General features: G+C 71.6%; 15 protein-coding genes. 4 read left to right on the top strand and 11 right to left on the bottom strand.

The window, feature by feature from the left end:
* Positions 1 to 104: 104 nt before the first annotated feature.
* The 4 genes from infB to rimP all read right to left on the bottom strand — a co-directional run bounded on the left by infB (position 105) and on the right by rimP (position 5,334).
* Complete coding sequence (gene infB / locus ABZX40_RS25155) at positions 105 to 3,212, bottom strand: translation initiation factor IF-2 (protein ID WP_355742690.1); 3,108 nt, start codon at positions 3,210 to 3,212, stop codon at positions 105 to 107.
* A gap of 149 nt (positions 3,213 to 3,361) precedes the next feature.
* On the bottom strand, positions 3,362 to 3,667 hold the full coding sequence (locus ABZX40_RS25160) for a YlxR family protein (RefSeq protein WP_355742687.1): 306 nt from the start codon (positions 3,665 to 3,667) through the stop codon (positions 3,362 to 3,364).
* A gap of 90 nt (positions 3,668 to 3,757) precedes the next feature.
* A complete protein-coding gene (nusA, locus tag ABZX40_RS25165) occupies positions 3,758 to 4,768 on the bottom strand; it encodes a transcription termination factor NusA (RefSeq protein WP_355742684.1) in 1,011 nt (336 codons plus the stop codon).
* 2 nt (positions 4,769 to 4,770) lie between these two features.
* A complete protein-coding gene (gene rimP, locus ABZX40_RS25170) occupies positions 4,771 to 5,334 on the bottom strand; it encodes a ribosome maturation factor RimP (RefSeq protein WP_355742681.1) in 564 nt (187 codons plus the stop codon).
* Positions 5,335 to 5,667: 333 nt separating this feature from the next.
* Here rimP and ABZX40_RS25175 point away from each other — a divergent pair, with 333 nt between their 5' ends.
* The 3 genes from ABZX40_RS25175 to ABZX40_RS25185 are packed head-to-tail and all read left to right on the top strand — an operon-like array spanning position 5,668 to position 7,577.
* Complete coding sequence (locus ABZX40_RS25175; protein WP_355742678.1) at positions 5,668 to 6,171, top strand: hypothetical protein; 504 nt, start codon at positions 5,668 to 5,670, stop codon at positions 6,169 to 6,171.
* Between the two features lie 10 nt (positions 6,172 to 6,181).
* Positions 6,182 to 6,652 carry a ferritin-like domain-containing protein gene (locus tag ABZX40_RS25180; RefSeq protein ID WP_355742675.1) on the top strand — a complete coding sequence of 157 codons (471 nt, stop codon included), beginning with the start codon at positions 6,182 to 6,184 and terminating at the stop codon, positions 6,650 to 6,652.
* Between the two features lie 25 nt (positions 6,653 to 6,677).
* Positions 6,678 to 7,577, top strand: coding sequence for an aminoglycoside phosphotransferase family protein (locus ABZX40_RS25185; RefSeq protein ID WP_355742672.1), 900 nt, complete (start codon positions 6,678 to 6,680; stop codon positions 7,575 to 7,577).
* Positions 7,578 to 7,661: 84 nt separating this feature from the next.
* Here the strand turns inward: ABZX40_RS25185 and ABZX40_RS25190 are convergent, their stop codons facing one another.
* The 6 genes from ABZX40_RS25190 to dxr form a co-directional block, all read right to left on the bottom strand.
* Positions 7,662 to 9,362, bottom strand: coding sequence for a proline--tRNA ligase (locus ABZX40_RS25190; protein ID WP_355742669.1), 1,701 nt, complete (start codon positions 9,360 to 9,362; stop codon positions 7,662 to 7,664).
* A gap of 73 nt (positions 9,363 to 9,435) precedes the next feature.
* Positions 9,436 to 9,963, bottom strand: coding sequence for a GNAT family N-acetyltransferase (locus tag ABZX40_RS25195; RefSeq protein ID WP_355742666.1), 528 nt, complete (start codon positions 9,961 to 9,963; stop codon positions 9,436 to 9,438).
* A 99-nt stretch (positions 9,964 to 10,062) separates the two neighbouring features.
* Entirely contained in the window at positions 10,063 to 10,911 is an 849-nt protein-coding gene (locus ABZX40_RS25200; protein ID WP_355742663.1) for a GNAT family N-acetyltransferase, read from the bottom strand.
* Between the two features lie 280 nt (positions 10,912 to 11,191).
* Positions 11,192 to 12,349: a flavodoxin-dependent (E)-4-hydroxy-3-methylbut-2-enyl-diphosphate synthase gene (ispG, locus tag ABZX40_RS25205; RefSeq protein ID WP_355742661.1), complete on the bottom strand. Its 1,158-nt coding sequence runs from the start codon at positions 12,347 to 12,349 to the stop codon at positions 11,192 to 11,194.
* A 171-nt stretch (positions 12,350 to 12,520) separates the two neighbouring features.
* Positions 12,521 to 13,813 carry a site-2 protease family protein gene (locus ABZX40_RS25210; RefSeq protein WP_355742716.1) on the bottom strand — a complete coding sequence of 431 codons (1,293 nt, stop codon included), beginning with the start codon at positions 13,811 to 13,813 and terminating at the stop codon, positions 12,521 to 12,523.
* 8 nt (positions 13,814 to 13,821) lie between these two features.
* Positions 13,822 to 15,096, bottom strand: a complete 1,275-nt coding sequence (dxr, locus tag ABZX40_RS25215; RefSeq protein ID WP_355742658.1) for a 1-deoxy-D-xylulose-5-phosphate reductoisomerase — start codon at positions 15,094 to 15,096, stop codon at positions 13,822 to 13,824.
* 198 nt (positions 15,097 to 15,294) lie between these two features.
* On the opposite strand from dxr, the gene ABZX40_RS25220 reads away from it, so the two are divergent.
* A complete protein-coding gene (locus ABZX40_RS25220; RefSeq protein WP_355742655.1) occupies positions 15,295 to 15,756 on the top strand; it encodes a lamin tail domain-containing protein in 462 nt (153 codons plus the stop codon).
* A 76-nt stretch (positions 15,757 to 15,832) separates the two neighbouring features.
* Here ABZX40_RS25220 and ABZX40_RS25225 read toward each other — a convergent pair whose 3' ends face one another.
* Positions 15,833 to 17,767 carry an acyl-CoA dehydrogenase family protein gene (locus ABZX40_RS25225; protein WP_355742652.1) on the bottom strand — a complete coding sequence of 645 codons (1,935 nt, stop codon included), beginning with the start codon at positions 17,765 to 17,767 and terminating at the stop codon, positions 15,833 to 15,835.
* Positions 17,768 to 17,885: the final 118 nt, after the last annotated feature.

A 17,885-nucleotide genomic window follows, 5' to 3' on the forward strand; every position in this document is an offset into this window, starting at 1 on the left:
TGGTGGCTGGTCGCGCAGTTCCTCCCCCAGAGGGGGTACCCCCAGCGCCCCTAAAGCGGGCTGGCCGACGGGACAGGAGTCCCGTCGGCCAGCCCCTTCAGGGTTTACACCCTCGGCTTCTCGCGCATCTCGTATGTCGCGATGACGTCGTCGATCTTGATGTCGTTGAAGTTTCCGAGGTTGATACCGCCCTCGAAGCCTTCGCGGATCTCGGTGACGTCGTCCTTGAAGCGGCGCAGGCCGTCGATGTTGAGGTTCTCCGCGATGACCTTGCCGTCGCGGATGAGACGGGCCTTGGTGTTGCGCTTGACCTCGCCGGAGCGGATGAGGACACCCGCGATGTTGCCGAGCTTGGAGGAGCGGAAGACCTCGCGGATCTCCGCCGTACCCAGCTCGACCTCTTCGAACTCCGGCTTGAGCATGCCCTTGAGGGCCGCCTCGATCTCCTCGATCGCCTGGTAGATGACCGAGTAGTACCGGACGTCCACACCCTCGCGCTCGGCCATCTGCGCGGCCCGGCCGGCCGCACGGACGTTGAAGCCGATGACGATGGCGTCGGAGCCCATCGCGAGGTCGATGTCGGACTCCGTGACCGCACCGACACCGCGGTGCAGGACCCGGATGTCGACCTCTTCGCCGACGTCCAGCTGGAGCAGGGAGGATTCCAGCGCCTCGACCGATCCGGACGCGTCGCCCTTGATGATCAGGTTGAGCTGCTGGACCTCGCCGGCCTTCAGGACCTTGTCCAGGTCCTCCAGCGAGACACGGCGGGTGCGCTTGGCGAAGGCCGCATTGCGCTCGCGGGCGGCGCGCTTCTCGGCGATCTGGCGGGCCGTACGGTCCTCCTCGACCACCAGGAAGTTGTCACCCGCGCCCGGGACGTTGGTCAGGCCCAGGACCTGGACCGGCGTCGACGGGCCCGCCTCGGCGACGTTGTTGCCGTTGTCGTCGAGCATGGCGCGGACCCGGCCGTAGGCGTCGCCCACGACCATGGTGTCGCCGACCCGCAGGGTGCCTCGCTGGACGAGGACCGTGGAGACGGCACCGCGTCCCCGGTCGAGCCGGGACTCGATCGAGATGCCCTGCGCGTCCTGGTGCGGGTTGGCCCGCAGGTCGAGCGAGGCGTCCGCGGTGAGGACCACGGCCTCCAGCAGGGAGTCGATGTTCAGCCCCTGCTTGGCGGAGATGTCGACGAACATGGTCTCGCCGCCGTACTCCTCGGCCACCAGCCCGAACTCGGTGAGCTGGCCGCGCACCTTGGTCGGGTCGGCGCCCTCGACGTCGATCTTGTTGACCGCGACCACGATCGGGACGTCGGCCGCCTTGGCGTGGTTGAGCGCCTCGACCGTCTGCGGCATGACGCCGTCGTTGGCCGCGACCACCAGGATGGCGATGTCGGTCGAGCGGGCACCACGGGCACGCATGGCGGTGAACGCCTCGTGACCCGGGGTGTCGATGAAGGTGATCTTGCGCTCTTCGTCGTTGACCTCGGTCGCGACCTGGTAGGCACCGATGTGCTGGGTGATGCCGCCTGCCTCGCCCGCGATGACGTTGGTCTTGCGGATGGCGTCGAGGAGCCGGGTCTTTCCGTGGTCGACGTGACCCATGACGGTGACGACCGGCGGGCGGACGACCAGGTCGTCCTCGTCGCCCTCGTCCTCGCCGAACTCGATGTCGAAGGACTCCAGCAGCTCGCGGTCCTCCTCCTCGGGGCTGACGATCTGAACCGTGTAGTTCATCTCGCCCGCGAGGAGTTCCAGCGTCTCGTCCGAGACGGACTGGGTGGCCGTGACCATCTCGCCGAGGTTCATCATGACCGCGACGAGGGACGCCGGGTTGGCGTTGATCTTCTCGGCGAAGTCGGTGAGCGACGCGCCGCGGGAGAGCCGGATCGACTCGCCGTTGCCGCGCGGCAGCATCACGCCGCCGACGCTCGGGGCCTGCATGGCCTCGTACTCCTGGCGCCGCTGCCGCTTCGACTTGCGGCCACGCCGGGCCGGACCGCCGGGACGGCCGAAGGCGCCCTGCGTGCCACCGCGGCCACCGGGACCGCCGGGACGGCCGCCGAAGCCGGGACGGCCACCGCCGCCACCGCCACCGGGACCACCGGGACGACCGGCGAAACCGCCGCCACCGCCACCGGGACCGCCGGGACGACCGGCGAAGCCGCCGCCGCCACCGCCGGGACGGGCGAACCCGCCGCCGCCGCCACCGGGACGACCGCCGCCACCGCCACCGGGACCGCGACCGCCGCCACCGGGACCGCGGCCACCGGGGCCACCGCCACCGGGACGCGGACCGGCCGCCGGACGCTGCGGCATCATGCCGGGGTTGGGACGCGGACCCGCGGCACCGCCACCGGGACGCGGACCGCCGCCCTGCGGACGGGGCATCGCGCCCGGGTTCGGCCGGTTGCCGCCGGGAGCCTGGGGACGCGGACCGCCGCCGCCCTGGGCGCCGGACGCCTGGGGACGGGCGCCGCCGCCACCGGGACCACCGGGGCCGGGACGCGCGCCCTGGGGACGCGGCGACTGCGGACGGGCCATACCGGCGTTGCCGCCGGAGGTGAAGGGGTTGTTGCCCGGACGGGGACCCGAGGGACGGGCACCGCCGGGACGCTGGCCCTGGCCACCGGGGCGCGGGGCGCCCTGACCGGGACGCGACTGGCCCTGGCCCTGACCCTGGCCCTGACCCTGCCCGGGACCGGAGGGGCGACCCCCCGGACGGGGCGCGCCGGGGCGCGGACCCGTGTTGGGCTTGGGCGAGGACTGGGCCGGAGCCGGGGTGGTGGGCGCCGGCGGAGCGGTGAACTCCGGGGCGGCCGGGGCCGGCTTGGGCGCGGGCCGGGGACCCGGCGTGGGACGCGGGCCCTGGCCCGGCGTCGCGGCCGGGGCGGCGGAGGCCGCCGGGGCCGCGGGCTGCTGCACGGGAGCCGGGCGCGGGGCGCCGGGCTTCGGGGCAGCGGGACGGCCCGCCTGCGCCGGGGACGGCGCGCCGGGCTTGGGGGCCGCCTTCCGGGGGGCGGGCTTGGCGGCGGACCTGCCATTGCCGCTGCCCTGCTGGAAGGCGTCGGTCAGCTTGCGTACTACGGGCGCTTCGATCGTCGAAGACGCCGAACGGACGAATTCACCGAGTTCCTGGAGCTTGGCCATGACGACCTTGCTCTCCACACCGAACTCCTTGGCGAGTTCGTAGACCCGGACCTTAGCCACTTCGCTCCTCTGAGGTCCGGGTTGCGGCCGGACCGTCGCTAGTTCATGGGCGTACTCATCGCGTACTCATCGAGTGCTCATCGCAATCTCGACCTACTTCCGACTCGCGAGGTACCTGACCGCGCGGGGAGTCCGCACGGCATGTCTTTCTACCGTGTCGCCTGTTCAGCAACCGGGTCACTCTGTGCCTGCTGCACGTACCGGCGCAACGCCTTTACGTCGAGCGGGCCCGGGGCACGCAACGCCCTCGGGAACGCCCGGCGGCGTACCGCCTGGTCCAGACAGACCTGGGCGGGGTGTACATACGCACCCCGGCCGGGCAGCGTACCGCGAGGATCGGGGGTGCAATCGCCCCCGACCGCCACGATCCGCAGCAGTTCGGTCTTGGCCGCTCGCTGCCTGCACCCCACACAGGTGCGCTCAGGGCGTGCGGTGGCGCGCGTCCGGCCAGACACTCCTTAGTCTACCTCCCCGCACCGACCTCACCCCTTCGGGGCAGTGATCGAACGCGTGTTGTCGTGATCCAACCCACACTCGGCGTGGATCTATTCCCCACTCCCAGGTGATCCCTGCTCGGCGGGCTGCTCGGTGTCCGGGCGGATGTCGATCCGCCAGCCCGTGAGCCGGGCGGCGAGGCGGGCGTTCTGGCCCTCCTTGCCGATGGCCAGCGACAGCTGGTAGTCGGGTACCGTCACCCGCGCGGAGCGGGCGGCGAGGTCCACCACGTCGACCTTGGAGACCCGGGCGGGCGACAGCGCGTTGGCCACCATCTCCGCCGGGTCGTCCGACCAGTCGACGATGTCGATCTTCTCGCCGTTCAGCTCGCCCATCACATTGCGCACCCGGCCGCCCATGGGGCCGATACAGGCCCCCTTGGCGTTCAGGCCCGTGCGGGTCGAGCGGACGGCGATCTTGGTGCGGTGGCCGGCCTCGCGGGCGATGGCGGCGATCTCGACGGATCCGTCGGCGATCTCCGGCACCTCCAGCGCGAACAGCTTCTTCACCAGATTGGGGTGGGTGCGCGAGAGGGTGACGGACGGACCGCGCACCCCCTTGGCCACCCGGACGACATACGACCGCAGCCGCAGGCCGTGCGTATAGGTCTCGCCGGGGACCTGCTCCTGCACCGGCAGGATGGCCTCCAGCTTGCCGATGTCCACCAGCACGTTCTTGGGGTCGCGGCCCTGCTGGACGACACCGGTGACGATGTCGCCCTCGCGGCCCGCGTACTCGCCGAGCGTGGCGTCGTCCTCGGCGTCGCGCAGCCGCTGGAGGATGACCTGCTTGGCGGTGGTCGCGGCGATCCGGCCGAAGTCGGAGGGGGTGTCGTCGAACTCGCGGGCCTGCTGGCCCTCCTCCAGGTCCTCCGGGTCCTCCTTCGCCCACACCGTGACGTGCCCGGTCTCCCGGTTCAGCTCCACGCGCGCGTGGCGGCGGCTGCCGTCGGTGCGGTGGTAGGCGATGAGGAGGGCCGCCTCGATCGCCTCGACCAGCAGGTCGAAGGAGATCTCCTTCTCCCGCACCAAGCCCCGCAGGGCGCTCATGTCGATGTCCACGGCTACGCCTCCTCCTCTTCCGTCATGTCCGTCGTGTCCGCCCGGTCGTCCCGGTCATCCAGGTCGTCCCGGTCGTGCTGGTCCTTGTGGTCCTTGCGGCCGAACTCGACCTGGACCCGTGCCTTCTCGATCCCGGCGAAGAGGAGTCTGCGCGCGGTGGGCCGGCGGCCCTTGACGCCGGGCACCTCGGTGTCGAGGCCGTCCTCGTCCACGGCCAGGATCCGCGCCACGATCTCGCCGTCCCCGGCGAGCTGGAAGCGGACCAGCCGGCCGGTGGCGCGCTCGTAGTGGCGCGGCTCGGTGAGGGGGCGCTCGGCGCCCGGGGTGCCGACCTCCAGGGTGTACTCGCCGTCACCCATCGCGTCGGTCTCGTCCAGCTTCGCCGACAGCGCGCGGCTCACCTCGGCGACCTGGTCCAGATCCGCCCCGGCGGTGGAGTCGACGACGACGCGCAGCACACGCTTGCGGCCTACGGAGTCCACGGCGATCTCTTCGAGATCCAGTCCCTGGGAGGCGACGAGCGGTTCCAGCAGCTCTCGCAGCCTCTCGCTCTGGGTGGTGCTCATCCGGGTGACTCCTCGGCCGCGTGTGCTGTTGTGGGAAGGGCGCGTGTCTGGTCAAAGGGTATCCGGTCGCGGGACGTGTTGCCGTCCACCTGGGTGGCGGTGGACGGGGGCGCACGGGAGCGGTGCCGCTGACGGGTCAGGGGGGCGGGCGCGGGTACGGTGATCACACGCGATCCGCCCGGCCCGACCACCCGATCACTTTCCGTCGTTTTCCGTCGCTTCTGCTTCGCGTCCGTTCCCGACCGTTCGCGCCGTTTCGCGACCCTGCATATCCGCTCATATATCCCGTATATGACTAGATCTGTTCGTACGAGCCTGCCGAGGACGTCTGCCGTGCCGTTGCCCCCGCCGTCGCGTGCCCGCTCCGGGCCGCGCAGAAGAACCCTGCTCGTCTCGGCCGCGGGCACCCTGCTGCTGACCGGCTGCACCGCCGACGGCGACGGCGGCACCCCCGGGGACAACCCGGCCGCCGCCGACCGGGCCCGCGCGCGGGCGGCCCGCGAGAGCCAGGTCCTCGCCGGGCGGTACGACGCCGTGATCGCCGCCCACCCGGCGCTCGCGGAGCGGCTGGGTCCGCTGCGGGCGGCGGTCGTCCGGCACGCGCGGGCGTTCGGCGGGGCACCGGGGCCGAGCGGATCGCCCGCGCCCTCCGCCTCGCCGGTCCCCGGGGACGCGAAGGGCGCGCTGGCCGCGCTGGCGGCGGCGGAGCGGACCCTCGCCGACCGGCGCACCCGCGAACTGCTGGATCTGCCGGGCGAGACGGCCCGGCTGCTGGCCTCGGTGGCGGCGGCCGGGGCGGCACACGCGTTTCTGCTGACCGAGGGCGAGACCACATGAGCGAGCACACATGAGCGAGGGCACGAGCGGGGAGGCGGAGCTGACGGCGCTCCAGGCCGCGCTGGCCGCCGAACACGCGGCCGTGTACGGGTACGGGGTCGTCGGCGGCCGGATCGACGAGGCCGGGCGGCCCCGGGCCCAGGCGGCCTACGACGCCCATCGCGCCCGGCGGGACGCGCTGGCCCGCCTGGTGCGGGACCGGGGCGGCGAGCCGGTGGCGGCGGCGGCCGGGTACGCGCTGCCGTTCCCGGTGGCGGACGCCCCGGCGGCGGTGCGGCTGGCGGCGGAACTGGAGGAGCGGGTGGCCGGTGTCTACTCCGACCTGGTGCGGGCCGCCGAGGGCGGGCTGCGGGCCACGGCGGCCGAGGGGCTGCGCGAGGCGGCGGTCCGGGCGGTGGGCTGGCGGGGCGGCAGCGTAGCCTTCCCTGGTCTCGCCGAGCGGTCCGAGGCCGCCTCGGCGTCACCGGCGCCCTCGGCGTGAGGTAGGGGAAGGGAACGACGCGCGTATGGCTTTCGCACCGCCGGGGCGACTGATCAGGGCGCTGGGCGAGACGGCACCGGAGGGTGACGACTGGCTGGCGCGGCTGCCGGAGATCCTCCAGGAGGCCCTCGCGCGGCGCGAGTTGGGCGTGGAGCGGGTCCAGGTGCCCGGTGGCCGCAGCAGCCTGGTGGTGCTCGTCCGGTACGCCGACGAGTTCCCCGCCGTGCTGAAGCTGGCCCCGCCGCGGGCCCGGCCGGAGGGCGAGCGGGCGGCGCTGGCGCACTGGGGCGGCCGGGGTGCCGTGCTGCCGCTGCCGGACGAGGCCGGGGACGGGGCGCTGCTGCTGGAGCGGCTGCACCAGGATGTCTCGCTGCGCTCGCTGGCGGAGGCGAAGGCGCTGCTGGAGGCGGCCGGGGTGCTGCGCCGGCTGTGGGTGGAGCCGCCGCCCGGGGTGACCTTCGAGACGGTCGGTGAGCGCACCGGGCGGCAGGCGGCGGCGATGCGGGCGAGCGCGGCGGCGGACCCCGCCCTGGCGCCGCTGGTGGACGCGGCGCTGGACGCCCGTGCCGGGCTGTTGGACGGGCCGCCCGAGCGGCGGCTGCTGCACGGGACGTTCCGACAGAGCAAGGTGCTGTCGGCGGAGCGGATGCCATGGCTGGCGGTGGGGCCGGACCCGGTGGTCGGGGAGTGCGCGTTCGATCTGGCGCGGCTGGTGCGGGACCGGGTGGAGGATCTGATCGGCAGCCCGTCGGGCGCGGCAATCACCCGGCGCCGGATCAAGCGCCTCGCGGAGTCCCTGGAGGTCGACCAGGAGCGGCTGCGCGGCTGGACGCTGTTCCGGGCCGTCGAGTCGGGCGTACGGGCGCTCAGGGTGGGGCGGCCGGGGGACGCGGAACTGCTGCTGGAGTTCGCCGGGTGGCTGTGAAGAACCTCCTGCCGGGGCCCGGCAGGAGGTCCAAGAGGGCCAAGAGGTCCAGGAGGCTCAAGAGGGCCAGGAGGGCCCTTCCCGTCAGGCCGTGAGCAGGGCGATGGCGTCCGCCACCGACAGTTCCTCGCGCTCCCCGGTGCGGCGGTCCTTCAGCTCGACCACACCCTCCCCGGCCCGGCGGCCCGCGACCAGGATCTTGGGTACGCCGATCAGCTCGGAGTCGGTGAACTTGACGCCCGGCGAGACCCCGGCCCGGTCGTCCACCAGGACCCGGACACCGGCCGCGGCGAGCTTCCCGGCGATGTCCAGGGCCAGTTCGGTCTGGAGGGCCTTGCCCGCGGCGACCACATGGACATCGGCGGGGGCGACCTCGGCGGGCCAGCACAGGCCCTTGTCGTCGGCGGTCTGCTCGGCGAGGGCGGCGACCGCGCGGGAGACGCCGATGCCGTAGGAGCCCATGGTGACCCGGACCGGCTTGCCGGTCTGGCCGAGGACGTCCAGCTTGAGGGCGTCGGCGTACTTGCGGCCGAGCTGGAAGATGTGGCCGATCTCGATGGCGCGGTCCAGCGTGAGGCCGGTGCCGCAGTTGGGGCAGGGGTCGCCGTCCTGGACGACCACGACATCGACGTACTCGTCGACCTCGAAGTCGCGGCCCGCGACCACGTTCTTCGCGTGGACGTGCTCCTGGTTGGCGCCGGTGATCCAGGCCGTGCCGGGGGCCACGCGCGGGTCGGCGAGGTACGTGACCTTGGCCAGGCCCTGGGGTCCGACATAGCCGCGGACCAGGTCGGGGCGGCCGGTGAAGTCCTCGGCGGTGACCAGTTCGACCCCGGCCGGGGCGAAGTGCGCCTCGACCTTGCCGAGGTCCACCTCGCGGTCGCCGGGGACGCCCACCGCGACGATCTCGCCGTCCACCTTGACCAGCAGGTTCTTCAGGGTGGCGGAGGCCGGGACGCCGAGCTTGGCGGCCAGGGTCTCGATGGTGGGGGTGTCGGGGGTGTCGATGTTCTCGGCGGGCGGTACGGCCGAGCCGTCGACCGGCCGCAGCTCATAGGTGATCGCCTCGGTGTTGGCGGCGAACGCGCAGTTGGGGCAGTCCGCGAAGAGGTCCTCGCCGGCCTCGGAGGGGGCGAGGAACTCCTCCGACTTTGAGCCGCCCATCGCCCCGGCGGTGGCCGCGCAGATCCGGTAGTCGAGCCCCAGCCGCTCGAACACCTTCTGGTAGGCGGCCCGGTGCAGCCCGTACGACTCGGTCAGGCCCTCGTCGGTGAGGTCGAAGGAGTAGGAGTCCTTCATCAGGAACTCCCGGCCGCGCAGGATCCCGGCCCGGGGGCGGGCCTCGTCGCGGAACTTGGTCTGGATCTGGTAGAGGATCACCGGCAGGTCCTTGTACGAGGACGCCTGGTCCTTCACGAGCAAGGTGAAGATCTCCTCGTGGGTGGGGCCGAGGAGGTAGTCGCCGCCCTTGCGGTCGTTGAGGCGGAAGAGTTCGGCGCCGTACTCGTCCCAGCGGCCGGTGGCCTCGTAGGGCTCGCGCGGGAGGAGGGCGGGGAGCAGCACCTCCTGGGCGCCGATCGCGTCCATCTCCTCACGGACGATCCGCTCGACATTGGCGAGGACCTTCTTGCCCAGCGGCAGCCAGGACCAGATGCCGGCGGCGGTCCGGCGGACGTATCCGGCGCGGACGAGGAGTTTGTGGCTGAGGACCTCGGCGTCCGCCGGGTCGTCGCGCAGGGTCTTCGCCAACAACTGGGACATGCGCTGGACCGGTGCGTTCGCCATCGTTCTCGTACTCCTGCCAGGAAAGGGTGATGGCTAGGAGGTTAGCCGGGGGGCGGGGGCCGGTGGAAATCCGTTATCGGGGCAGCGGGAGCGGGGCTCCCATGACCGCGTAGGGCTTGGGAGCGCTGGGGAAGTGGACCCGGCGGGCCAGGTCCACATAGCCGAGGGAGCGGTACAGACCGCGGGCCGGGCTGTCGGTGTCGATGGCGGAGAGGATCGACCGGGGTTCGGCGGCGGTGTCGGTGATGGTGGTGATCAGGGCGCGGCCGATGCCGTGGTTCTGGTGGGCCGGGTGGACATGGAGTTCGGTGATCACGAAGGAGCCGTCCAGCCAGTGGGTGTTGTCCTGGGCGCGGAGGTAGGGCTCGACGACGGTGGACCACCAGTGGGCGCGGTCGTTGGGCATCCCGTACACGAAGCCGGCCAGTTGTCCGGCGACGGTGGCGCCGTAGGCGCGGGCGCCGGGGTAGGTCATGTGGCGCAGCACGATCTGGCGGCGGACCGCGACCTCCTCGGGGCTCAGCCCGAAGGCCAGGGCCTGGACGGCGAGGGCCTCGTCCACGTGGGCGGACATGTCCAAGGGGCCGATGACGGGGTCCATGGCGGGAGCGTACAGGGGGGTGTGGGGGGCGGGGGGCGCGCGGTGGGGGTGGGGTGCGGGCCGGGTGGGGGTGGGCGCGCGCGGGGTGGGGTGGGGTGGTCAGAAGAGGACGCTCATGAACGCGCCGACCTCGCGGAAGCCGACCCGGGTGTAGGTGCGGCGGGCGGCGGTGTTGTAGTCGTTGACATAGAGGCTGACCACGGGGGCCACATCGGCGAGGGCGTACTTCAGGACGGCGGCCATGCCGGGGGCGGCCAGGCCCCGGCCCCGGTACTCGGGGGCCACCCAGACGCCCTGGATCTGGCAGGCGCGGTCGGTGGCGGCGCCGATCTCCGCCTTGAAGACGACCCTGCCCGTCTCGTCGATCCGGGCGAAGGAGCGGCCGGAGCCGACGAGTTCGGCGACCCTCGCCTGGTAGAGCAGTCCGCCGTCGCCGGCCATCGGGGAGACGCCGACCTCCTCGGTGAACATCGCCACGCAGGCCGGCATGATCGTCTCCATCTCGTCCTTGCGGACGCGGCGGACATAGGGGTCCGGGGCGATGTCGGCGGGCAGGTGGTCGGTGACCATGAGGGGCTGCTGGGCGCGGACCTCGCGGGGCGGGCCCCAGTGGGGTTCCAGGAGCCGCCACAGGGCGGTGGTGGGTTCGGCGGGGCCGACGATCGAGGAGCAGCGGCGGCCCGCCCGGCGGGCCCGGTCGGCGAAGGCGCGCACGGCGCGGGGGGTGGCGCAGATGGGGACGAGGTTGGCGCCCGCGTAGCAGAGGGAGGTCAGCATGCCGTCCTCGTACCAGCCCCACATCTCGCCGCCCAGGCGCCAGGGGTCGAGGCCGGCGATCTGGACGCGGGAGGTGACGAAGGCGTTCGCCACCGGCTCGCGGTGCAGGACGGCGAGCGCGGCGTCCAGGTCGCTCGGTTCGAGGACCCGGGAGGTGGTCTGGGTCAGCACGGGCGGGGCCTCACGGGGTGGGTTCTGCTGATCTCCGCACTGTACCTGCGGTTGCTTTGTGGTGCCGCCCCGCTGGGGGTTGTAGGGCGAGGTTGGCTGTGGCGCCTCGTGTGGGGGGCTTGAAGGGGGGCTTGCGGGTGCGGGTTGTGGGGGGTGGTTGCGCAGTTCCCCGCGCCCCTGGGGGGTGGGTGGGGTGCGGGGTGGGGTGGAGAGTGCGGGTTGTGGGGGGGTGCGCAGTTTCCCGCGCCACTGGAGGCAGTGGTCGGATGAAGGCTTTGGGTCAGCCGGCTACTGAGATGGTGGGCTCGCCTGATTCCGTGCCTGCGGCTTCCATCTGTTCGGCCAGTTTCATGGCTTCCTCGATGAGGGTCTCCACGATCTTGGACTCGGGGACGGTCTTGATGACCTCGCCCTTGACGAAGATCTGGCCCTTGCCGTTGCCGGAGGCGACGCCGAGGTCGGCCTCGCGGGCCTCGCCGGGGCCGTTGACGACACAGCCCATGACGGCGACGCGGAGGGGGACCTCCATGCCGGTCAGGCCCGCGGTGACTTCCTCGGCCAGCTTGTAGACATCGACCTGGGCGCGACCGCAGGAGGGGCAGGAGACGATCTCCAGGCCGCGCTGCCGGAGGTTGAGGGACTCCAGGATCTGGTTGCCGACCTTGACCTCCTCGACCGGGGGCGCGGAGAGGGAGACCCGGATGGTGTCGCCGATGCCCTGGGAGAGCAGGGCGCCGAAGGCGACGGCCGACTTGATGGTGCCCTGGAAGGCGGGGCCGGCCTCGGTGACGCCGAGGTGGAGGGGGTAGTCGCACTGGGCGGCGAGCTGCTTGTACGCCTCGACCATGACGACCGGGTCGTTGTGCTTGACCGAGATCTTGATGTCCCGGAAGCCGTGCTCCTCGAAGAGTGACGCCTCCCAGAGGGCGGATTCGACCAGGGCCTCGGGGGTGGCCCTGCCGTACTTCTGGAGCAGGCGGCGGTCCAGGGAGCCCGCGTTCACGCCGATGCGGATGGGCGTGCCGTGGTCCTTGGCGGCGCGGGCGATCTCCTTGACCTTGTCGTCGAACTGCTTGATGTTGCCCGGGTTGACCCGGACCGCGGCGCAGCCCGCCTCGATGGCGGCGAAGACGTACTTGGGCTGGAAGTGGATGTCCGCGATGACGGGGATCTGCGACTTGCGGGCGATCGTGGACAGCGCGTCGGCGTCGTCCTGGGTGGGGCAGGCGACCCGGACGATCTGGCAGCCGGAGGCGGTCAGCTCGGCGATCTGCTGGAGCGTGGCGCCGATGTCCGAGGTGCGGGTGGTGGTCATGGACTGCACGGAGACGGGGGCGTCGCCGCCGACGGCGACGGTGCCGACCTGGATCTGCCGGCTCTGGCGGCGCTCGGCGATCTTGAGCGGAACGGTCGGCATGCCGAGAGAAATCGCAGTCATCTGCTGTGCAACCCCAAGTCGTGGATCAAGGTCCGGCCCCGAGAAGCGGCGGGCTCCGGCCTTCGAGATTACGGTACGGGCCCCGCGCCGGGCACATTCATCGGGTAAACCCGGCCCACGACGGGCGGCCGGACACCCGTTCGGGTTCCGGCCTCCGTGAACGCGGGGTGGCTAGGAGATTCTGACCGGGTTGACCACGTCCGCGATCAGGACCAGGACCGTGAAGCAGATAAAGATTCCGGCCACCACATAGGCCACCGGCATCAGCTTCGCCACATCGAACGGGCCCGGGTCCGGGCGGCGCAGCAGCCGGGCCAGATGGCGGCGCAGCGACTCCCACAGCGCGCCCGCGACATGCCCGCCGTCGAGCGGGAGCAGCGGGAGCATGTTGAAGAGGAAGAGGGAGAGGTTGAAGCCCGCGACCAGCATCAGGGCCATGGCGAGCTGCTGGGTGGGCGGGATGTCCAGGGTGAAGATCTCGCCGCCGACGCGGGCCGCGCCGACCACGCCCATCGGGGAGTCCGCCTCGCGCTCGCCGTCGCCGAACGCGGCGTCCCACAGGGCCGGGATCTTGGACGGGAGGGCGGCGAGGGAGTCCACGGCGTCACCGACGCGGTCGCCCATCCAGACCACCGAGTCGCCGAAGTCCTGGCGGACGATGCCGGTGGCGGCGCTGAAGCCGAGGAAACCGGCGCTGACGTACTCGCCCTGGACGATCTGGCCGCTGGAGTCCTTCCGGGCGACCTGGTTGGTGGCGATGGTGGCGTGGAGCGTGACGTCCCGGCCGTCGCGGTCGACGACGATCGGGATCTCCTTGCCGGGGTTGGCGCGGATCAGGTCCGAGAGTTCGTTCCAGTCGTCGGTGCGGACGCCGTCGAAGGAGACGATCTTGTCGCCCGCCTTCAGTCCGGCGGCGGCGGCCGGGGCGGGCCGGTCGGAGTCACGGCAGGTGTCGCGGTTCTCGCTCTGCGCGATGACGCACTGGGAGACCGAGGAGACGGTGGTGGTCTGCTGGGAGATGCCGAAGCCCATCAGGACGGTGAGGAAGAGCGCCACCGCCAGGATCAGGTTCATGAAGGGGCCCGCGAACATCACGATGACCCGCTTCCACGGCTTGCGCGTGTAGAAGAGGCGGGTCTCGTCGCCCGGCTTCAGCTCCTCGAAGGCGGCCGAGCGGGCGTCCTCGATCATGCCGCGCCACGGGGAGGTGGAGCGGGCCTCGATCCTGCCGTCCGGGCCGGGCGGGAACATGCCGATCATGCGGATGTAGCCGCCGAGGGGGATGGCCTTGATGCCGTACTCGGTCTCGCCTCGGCGGCGGGACCAGATGGTCGGGCCGAAGCCGACCATGTACTGCGGCACCCGGATGCCGAAGAACTTGGCGGTGGACAGATGCCCCAGCTCGTGCCAGGCGATCGAGATCAGCAGGCCGACCGCGAACACGACTATGCCGAGGATCATCATCAGGGTCGTCATGCACGGGCCTCCGCGGTGGCTTTCTGTGCCGTCTGTGCCGTCAGTTCCCGGGAACGGGCGCGTGCCCAGGTCTCCGCTTCGAGGACGTCCGACACGGTCAGCGAAGTTCCCGACACCGGGGTTCCGTGTTCCTCGACCACCCGGGTGACGGTGTCCATGATGCCGTTGAAGGGCAGCGCGCCCCGGCGGAACGCCTCGACGCACTCCTCGTTGGCGGCATTGAACACCGCCGGAGCGGTGCCCGCGAGCGTACCGACGTGCCGGGCGAGGCCCACCGAGGGGAACGCCTCGGTGTCGAGCGGGAAGAACTCCCAGGTGGACGCCTTGGTCCAGTCGAAGGCCGGGGCCGCGTCCGGCACCCGTTCGGGCCAGCCCAGACCGATGGCGATCGGACCGCGCATATCGGGCGGCGTCGCCTGGGCGAGGGTGGAACCATCGGTGAACTCGACCATCGAGTGGACATACGACTGCGGATGCACGACCACCTCGATGCGGTCGAAGGGGATGTCGTAGAGCAGGTGCGCCTCGATGACCTCCAGGCCCTTGTTGACCAGGGTCGCGGAGTTGATGGTGATCACCGGTCCCATGGCCCAGGTGGGGTGGGCGAGGGCGTCGGCGACGGTGACCTCGGCCAGCTCCGCCCTGGTCCGGCCGCGGAAGGGGCCGCCGGAGGCGGTGACGACGAGTTTGCGGACATCGGCGCGGGTGCCGGCGGCGAGCGCCTGGAAGAGCGCCGCGTGCTCGGAGTCCACCGGGATGATCTGGCCGGGCCGGGCCAGCGCCTTGACCAGCGGGCCGCCGACGATGAGCGACTCCTTGTTGGCGAGCGCGAGGGTGCGGCCCGCCGCCAGGGCGGCGAGGGTCGGCGCGAGTCCGATGGAGCCGGTGATGCCGTTGAGCACCGTGTGGCAGTCGGAGGCGGCGAGCTCGGTGGCCGCGTCCGGTCCGGCGAGGATCTCGGGCTGCGGCTCCCCGGGCCCGTAGCGGGCGCTCAGGGCGGCCCGCAGGGCCGGTACGGCGTCCGGGAGGGCGACCGCGACGGTCCGGGCGCCGGTGCGGTGGGCCTGCTCGGCGAGCAGCTCGGCGCGGCTGCCGTTGGCGGAGAGCGCGGTGACCCGGAAGCGGTCGGGGTTGCGCAGTACGAGGTCGATGGCCTGGGTGCCGATCGAGCCGGTGGAGCCGAGGATCGCCACGTCCTTGGGGCCGGTTCCCGCGACGGGGTCGTAGACGAGGTGCGGGTCGGCGAGGGGGCGGGCTGGACTGTCGCTCATCCCCCCATTCTTGCCGCATCGGCGGCCCACCCGGACAGGGTGTCCCCCCGGGAAGCGGTGCGATACGGCACCTGCCCGGAAATCACGCATTGTGAAGTAGCGGTGAAGATCGTGTGATACGACTTCTGTTCCGCGGGCCGGTGGACCGATGTCCGGCTCCGCGCTTTTCCTGGACGACATCCTTGGGGGGATCTCTCCATGCGCATACGCGCCGCTCTGACCATGCCCGCGCTCGCCCTCACGGGCGCGGCCGTCCTCACCGGCACTCTGCTCACCAGTCCGGCGCAGGCGGCCGGCGGGGTGGTGCTGAACCGGGTCTGGTTCGACAGCCCCGGTTCCGACAACGGCTCCAACTCCAGCCTCAACGGGGAGTGGGCGGAGATCAAGAACACCAGCCGCTCGGCGATCTCGCTGAAGGGGTGGGTGCTGAAGGACAAGTCCAACCACAAGTACGTCTTCGCCAACATCAAGATCGGGGCGGGGAAGACGATGAAGATCCGGACGGGGTCGGGGAACGACACGTCCACGAACAAGTACCAGGACCGTGGGTGGTACGTGTGGAACAACACGAGTGATACGGCGACGCTGACCAAGGCCAATGGGTCCAAGGTGGATTCTTGTTCTTGGACCACGAGGGATGCCAGCGACAAGAAGTGCTGATCGGTTCTGTCTCGGATTCGGGTGCGGGTCGGTGGGGGGCTGGTCGCGCAGTTCCTCGCGCCCCTAAAGATGCCCGCTAGGGGATTTTGCGGTGGACGTTCGTCGCCGTGGATGGGCCCGGGGGCGCGTCCGCGATCCAGGGGCCGTTTCCTGATGGGTCTGTGATTCCCGCCTCCAGCCACTCGTACGTGCCGGCCAGGACCGCTTTCACCACCTTGCGGTCCTGGTCGTCCGTGTTGGTCCACAGGCGGGTGAAGAGTTCCTCCACGCGGATGCGGGACTGGCGGCAGAAGGTGTCGGCCAGTTGGTACGCCGCCGGGCCGTGGTCGCCCTGGCGGCGCAGGAGTTCGGCGCGGACGCAGGCCGCGCTCATCGCGAAGAGTTCGGCGCCGATGTCCACGATCCGGCCCAGGAAGCCCTGCTTGGTCTCCATCCGGCCCTGCCAGCGGGACATGGCGTAGAACGTGGAGCGGGCCAGTCTGCGGGAGGTGCGTTCGACGAAGCGGAGGTGGCCGGAGAGGTCGATGCCGTGCTTGAACTCACCGTAGGACGTGGGGAGTTGGCCCGGTCCGGCGATCAGTTTCGGGAGCCACTTGGCGTAGAAGGCGCCCGCGTGCGCGCCCGCCCTCGCCTTGTCCTGGAGGGACTTGTCGGGGTCGATCAGATCGCCGGCCACGGAGAGGTGGGCGTCCACCGCCTCGCGGGCGATGAGGAGGTGCATGATCTCCGTGGAGCCCTCGAAGATGCGGTTGATGCGCAGGTCGCGCAGCATCTGCTCGGCGGGGACGGCCCGTTCGCCGCGGGCCTTGAGGGACTCGGCGGTCTCGAAGCCCCGGCCGCCGCGGATCTGGACCAGTTCATCGGCCATCAGACAGGCCATCTCGGAGCCGTAGAGCTTGGCGAGGGCGGCTTCGATACGGATGTCGTTGCGGTCCTCGTCGGCCAGCTGGGAGGACAGGTCGACGACCGCCTCCAGGGCGAAGGTGGTGGCCGCGATAAAGCTGATCTTGGAGCCGACGGCCTCGTGGAGGGCGACCGGCTTGCCCCACTGCTCCCGCGCCGCCGACCATTCACGGGCGATTTTCAGACACCATTTGCCCGCCCCGACACACATCGCGGGCAGCGAGAGACGGCCGGTGTTGAGGGTCGTGAGGGCGATCTTGAGGCCGGCGCCCTCGGGGCCGATCCGGTTCGCCGCCGGGACCCTGACCTGGTGGAAGCGGGTGACACCGTTCTCGATGCCGCGCAGGCCCATGAAGGCGTTGCGGTGCTCGACGGTGATGCCGGGTGAGTCGGCCTCCACGACGAAGGCGGTGATCCCGCCCCTGGGTCCGTCCGGCGTCGCCGGTACCCGGGCCATGACGACCAGGAGGTCGGCGATCACTCCGTTGGTGGTCCAGAGTTTCACGCCGTCCAGGACGTAGTCGTCGCCGTCCGGGACGGCGGTGGTGGCCAGCCTGGCCGGGTCGGAGCCGACATCGGGCTCGGTCAGCAGGAACGCCGAGATGGCGCTGCGGGCGCAGCGCGGCAGGAAGGCGTCCTTCTGCTCCTCGGTGCCGAACAGCTTCAGCGGCTGCGGTACGCCGATCGACTGATGGGCGGAGAGCAGGGCGCCCAGCGCCGGGCTGGTGGAGCCGACCAGGGCGAGGGCCTTGTTGTAGTACACCTGGGTGAGGCCCAGGCCGCCGTACTTCGTGTCGATCTTCATGCCGAGCGCGCCGAGTTCCTTGAGGCCGGTGACGACCTCGTCGGGGATGCGGGCCTCGCGTTCGATCAGCGCCGGGTCGACGCGGTGTTCGCAGAAGTCGCGGAGCGCGGTGAGGAAGGCTTCGCCGCGGGCGGTGTCCTCCCGGGCGGGGAGGGGGTGGGGGTGGATCAGGTCGAGGCGGAAGCGGCCGAGGAAGAGTTCCCTGGCGAAGCTGGGCCGGTGCCAGTCCCGTTCCCGGGCGGCCTCCGCGACTCGGCGGGCCTCGCGTTCGGAGACGCTGGGCTGGGTGGGGGCTGCGGACATGACGCTCACCTCGCCGCGGATCGGGATCTGAGGGCCCTGCGGTTACCGACGGGTGCTACCCGTTCGTATCTACCGGAATCCGGGGGCGGCGACCACCCCACGCGCGGCCGTTCGGCCG

Source organism: Streptomyces sp. NPDC004610 (genome assembly GCF_040609715.1).
Taxonomy (GTDB): Bacteria; Actinomycetota; Actinomycetes; order Streptomycetales; family Streptomycetaceae; genus Streptomyces.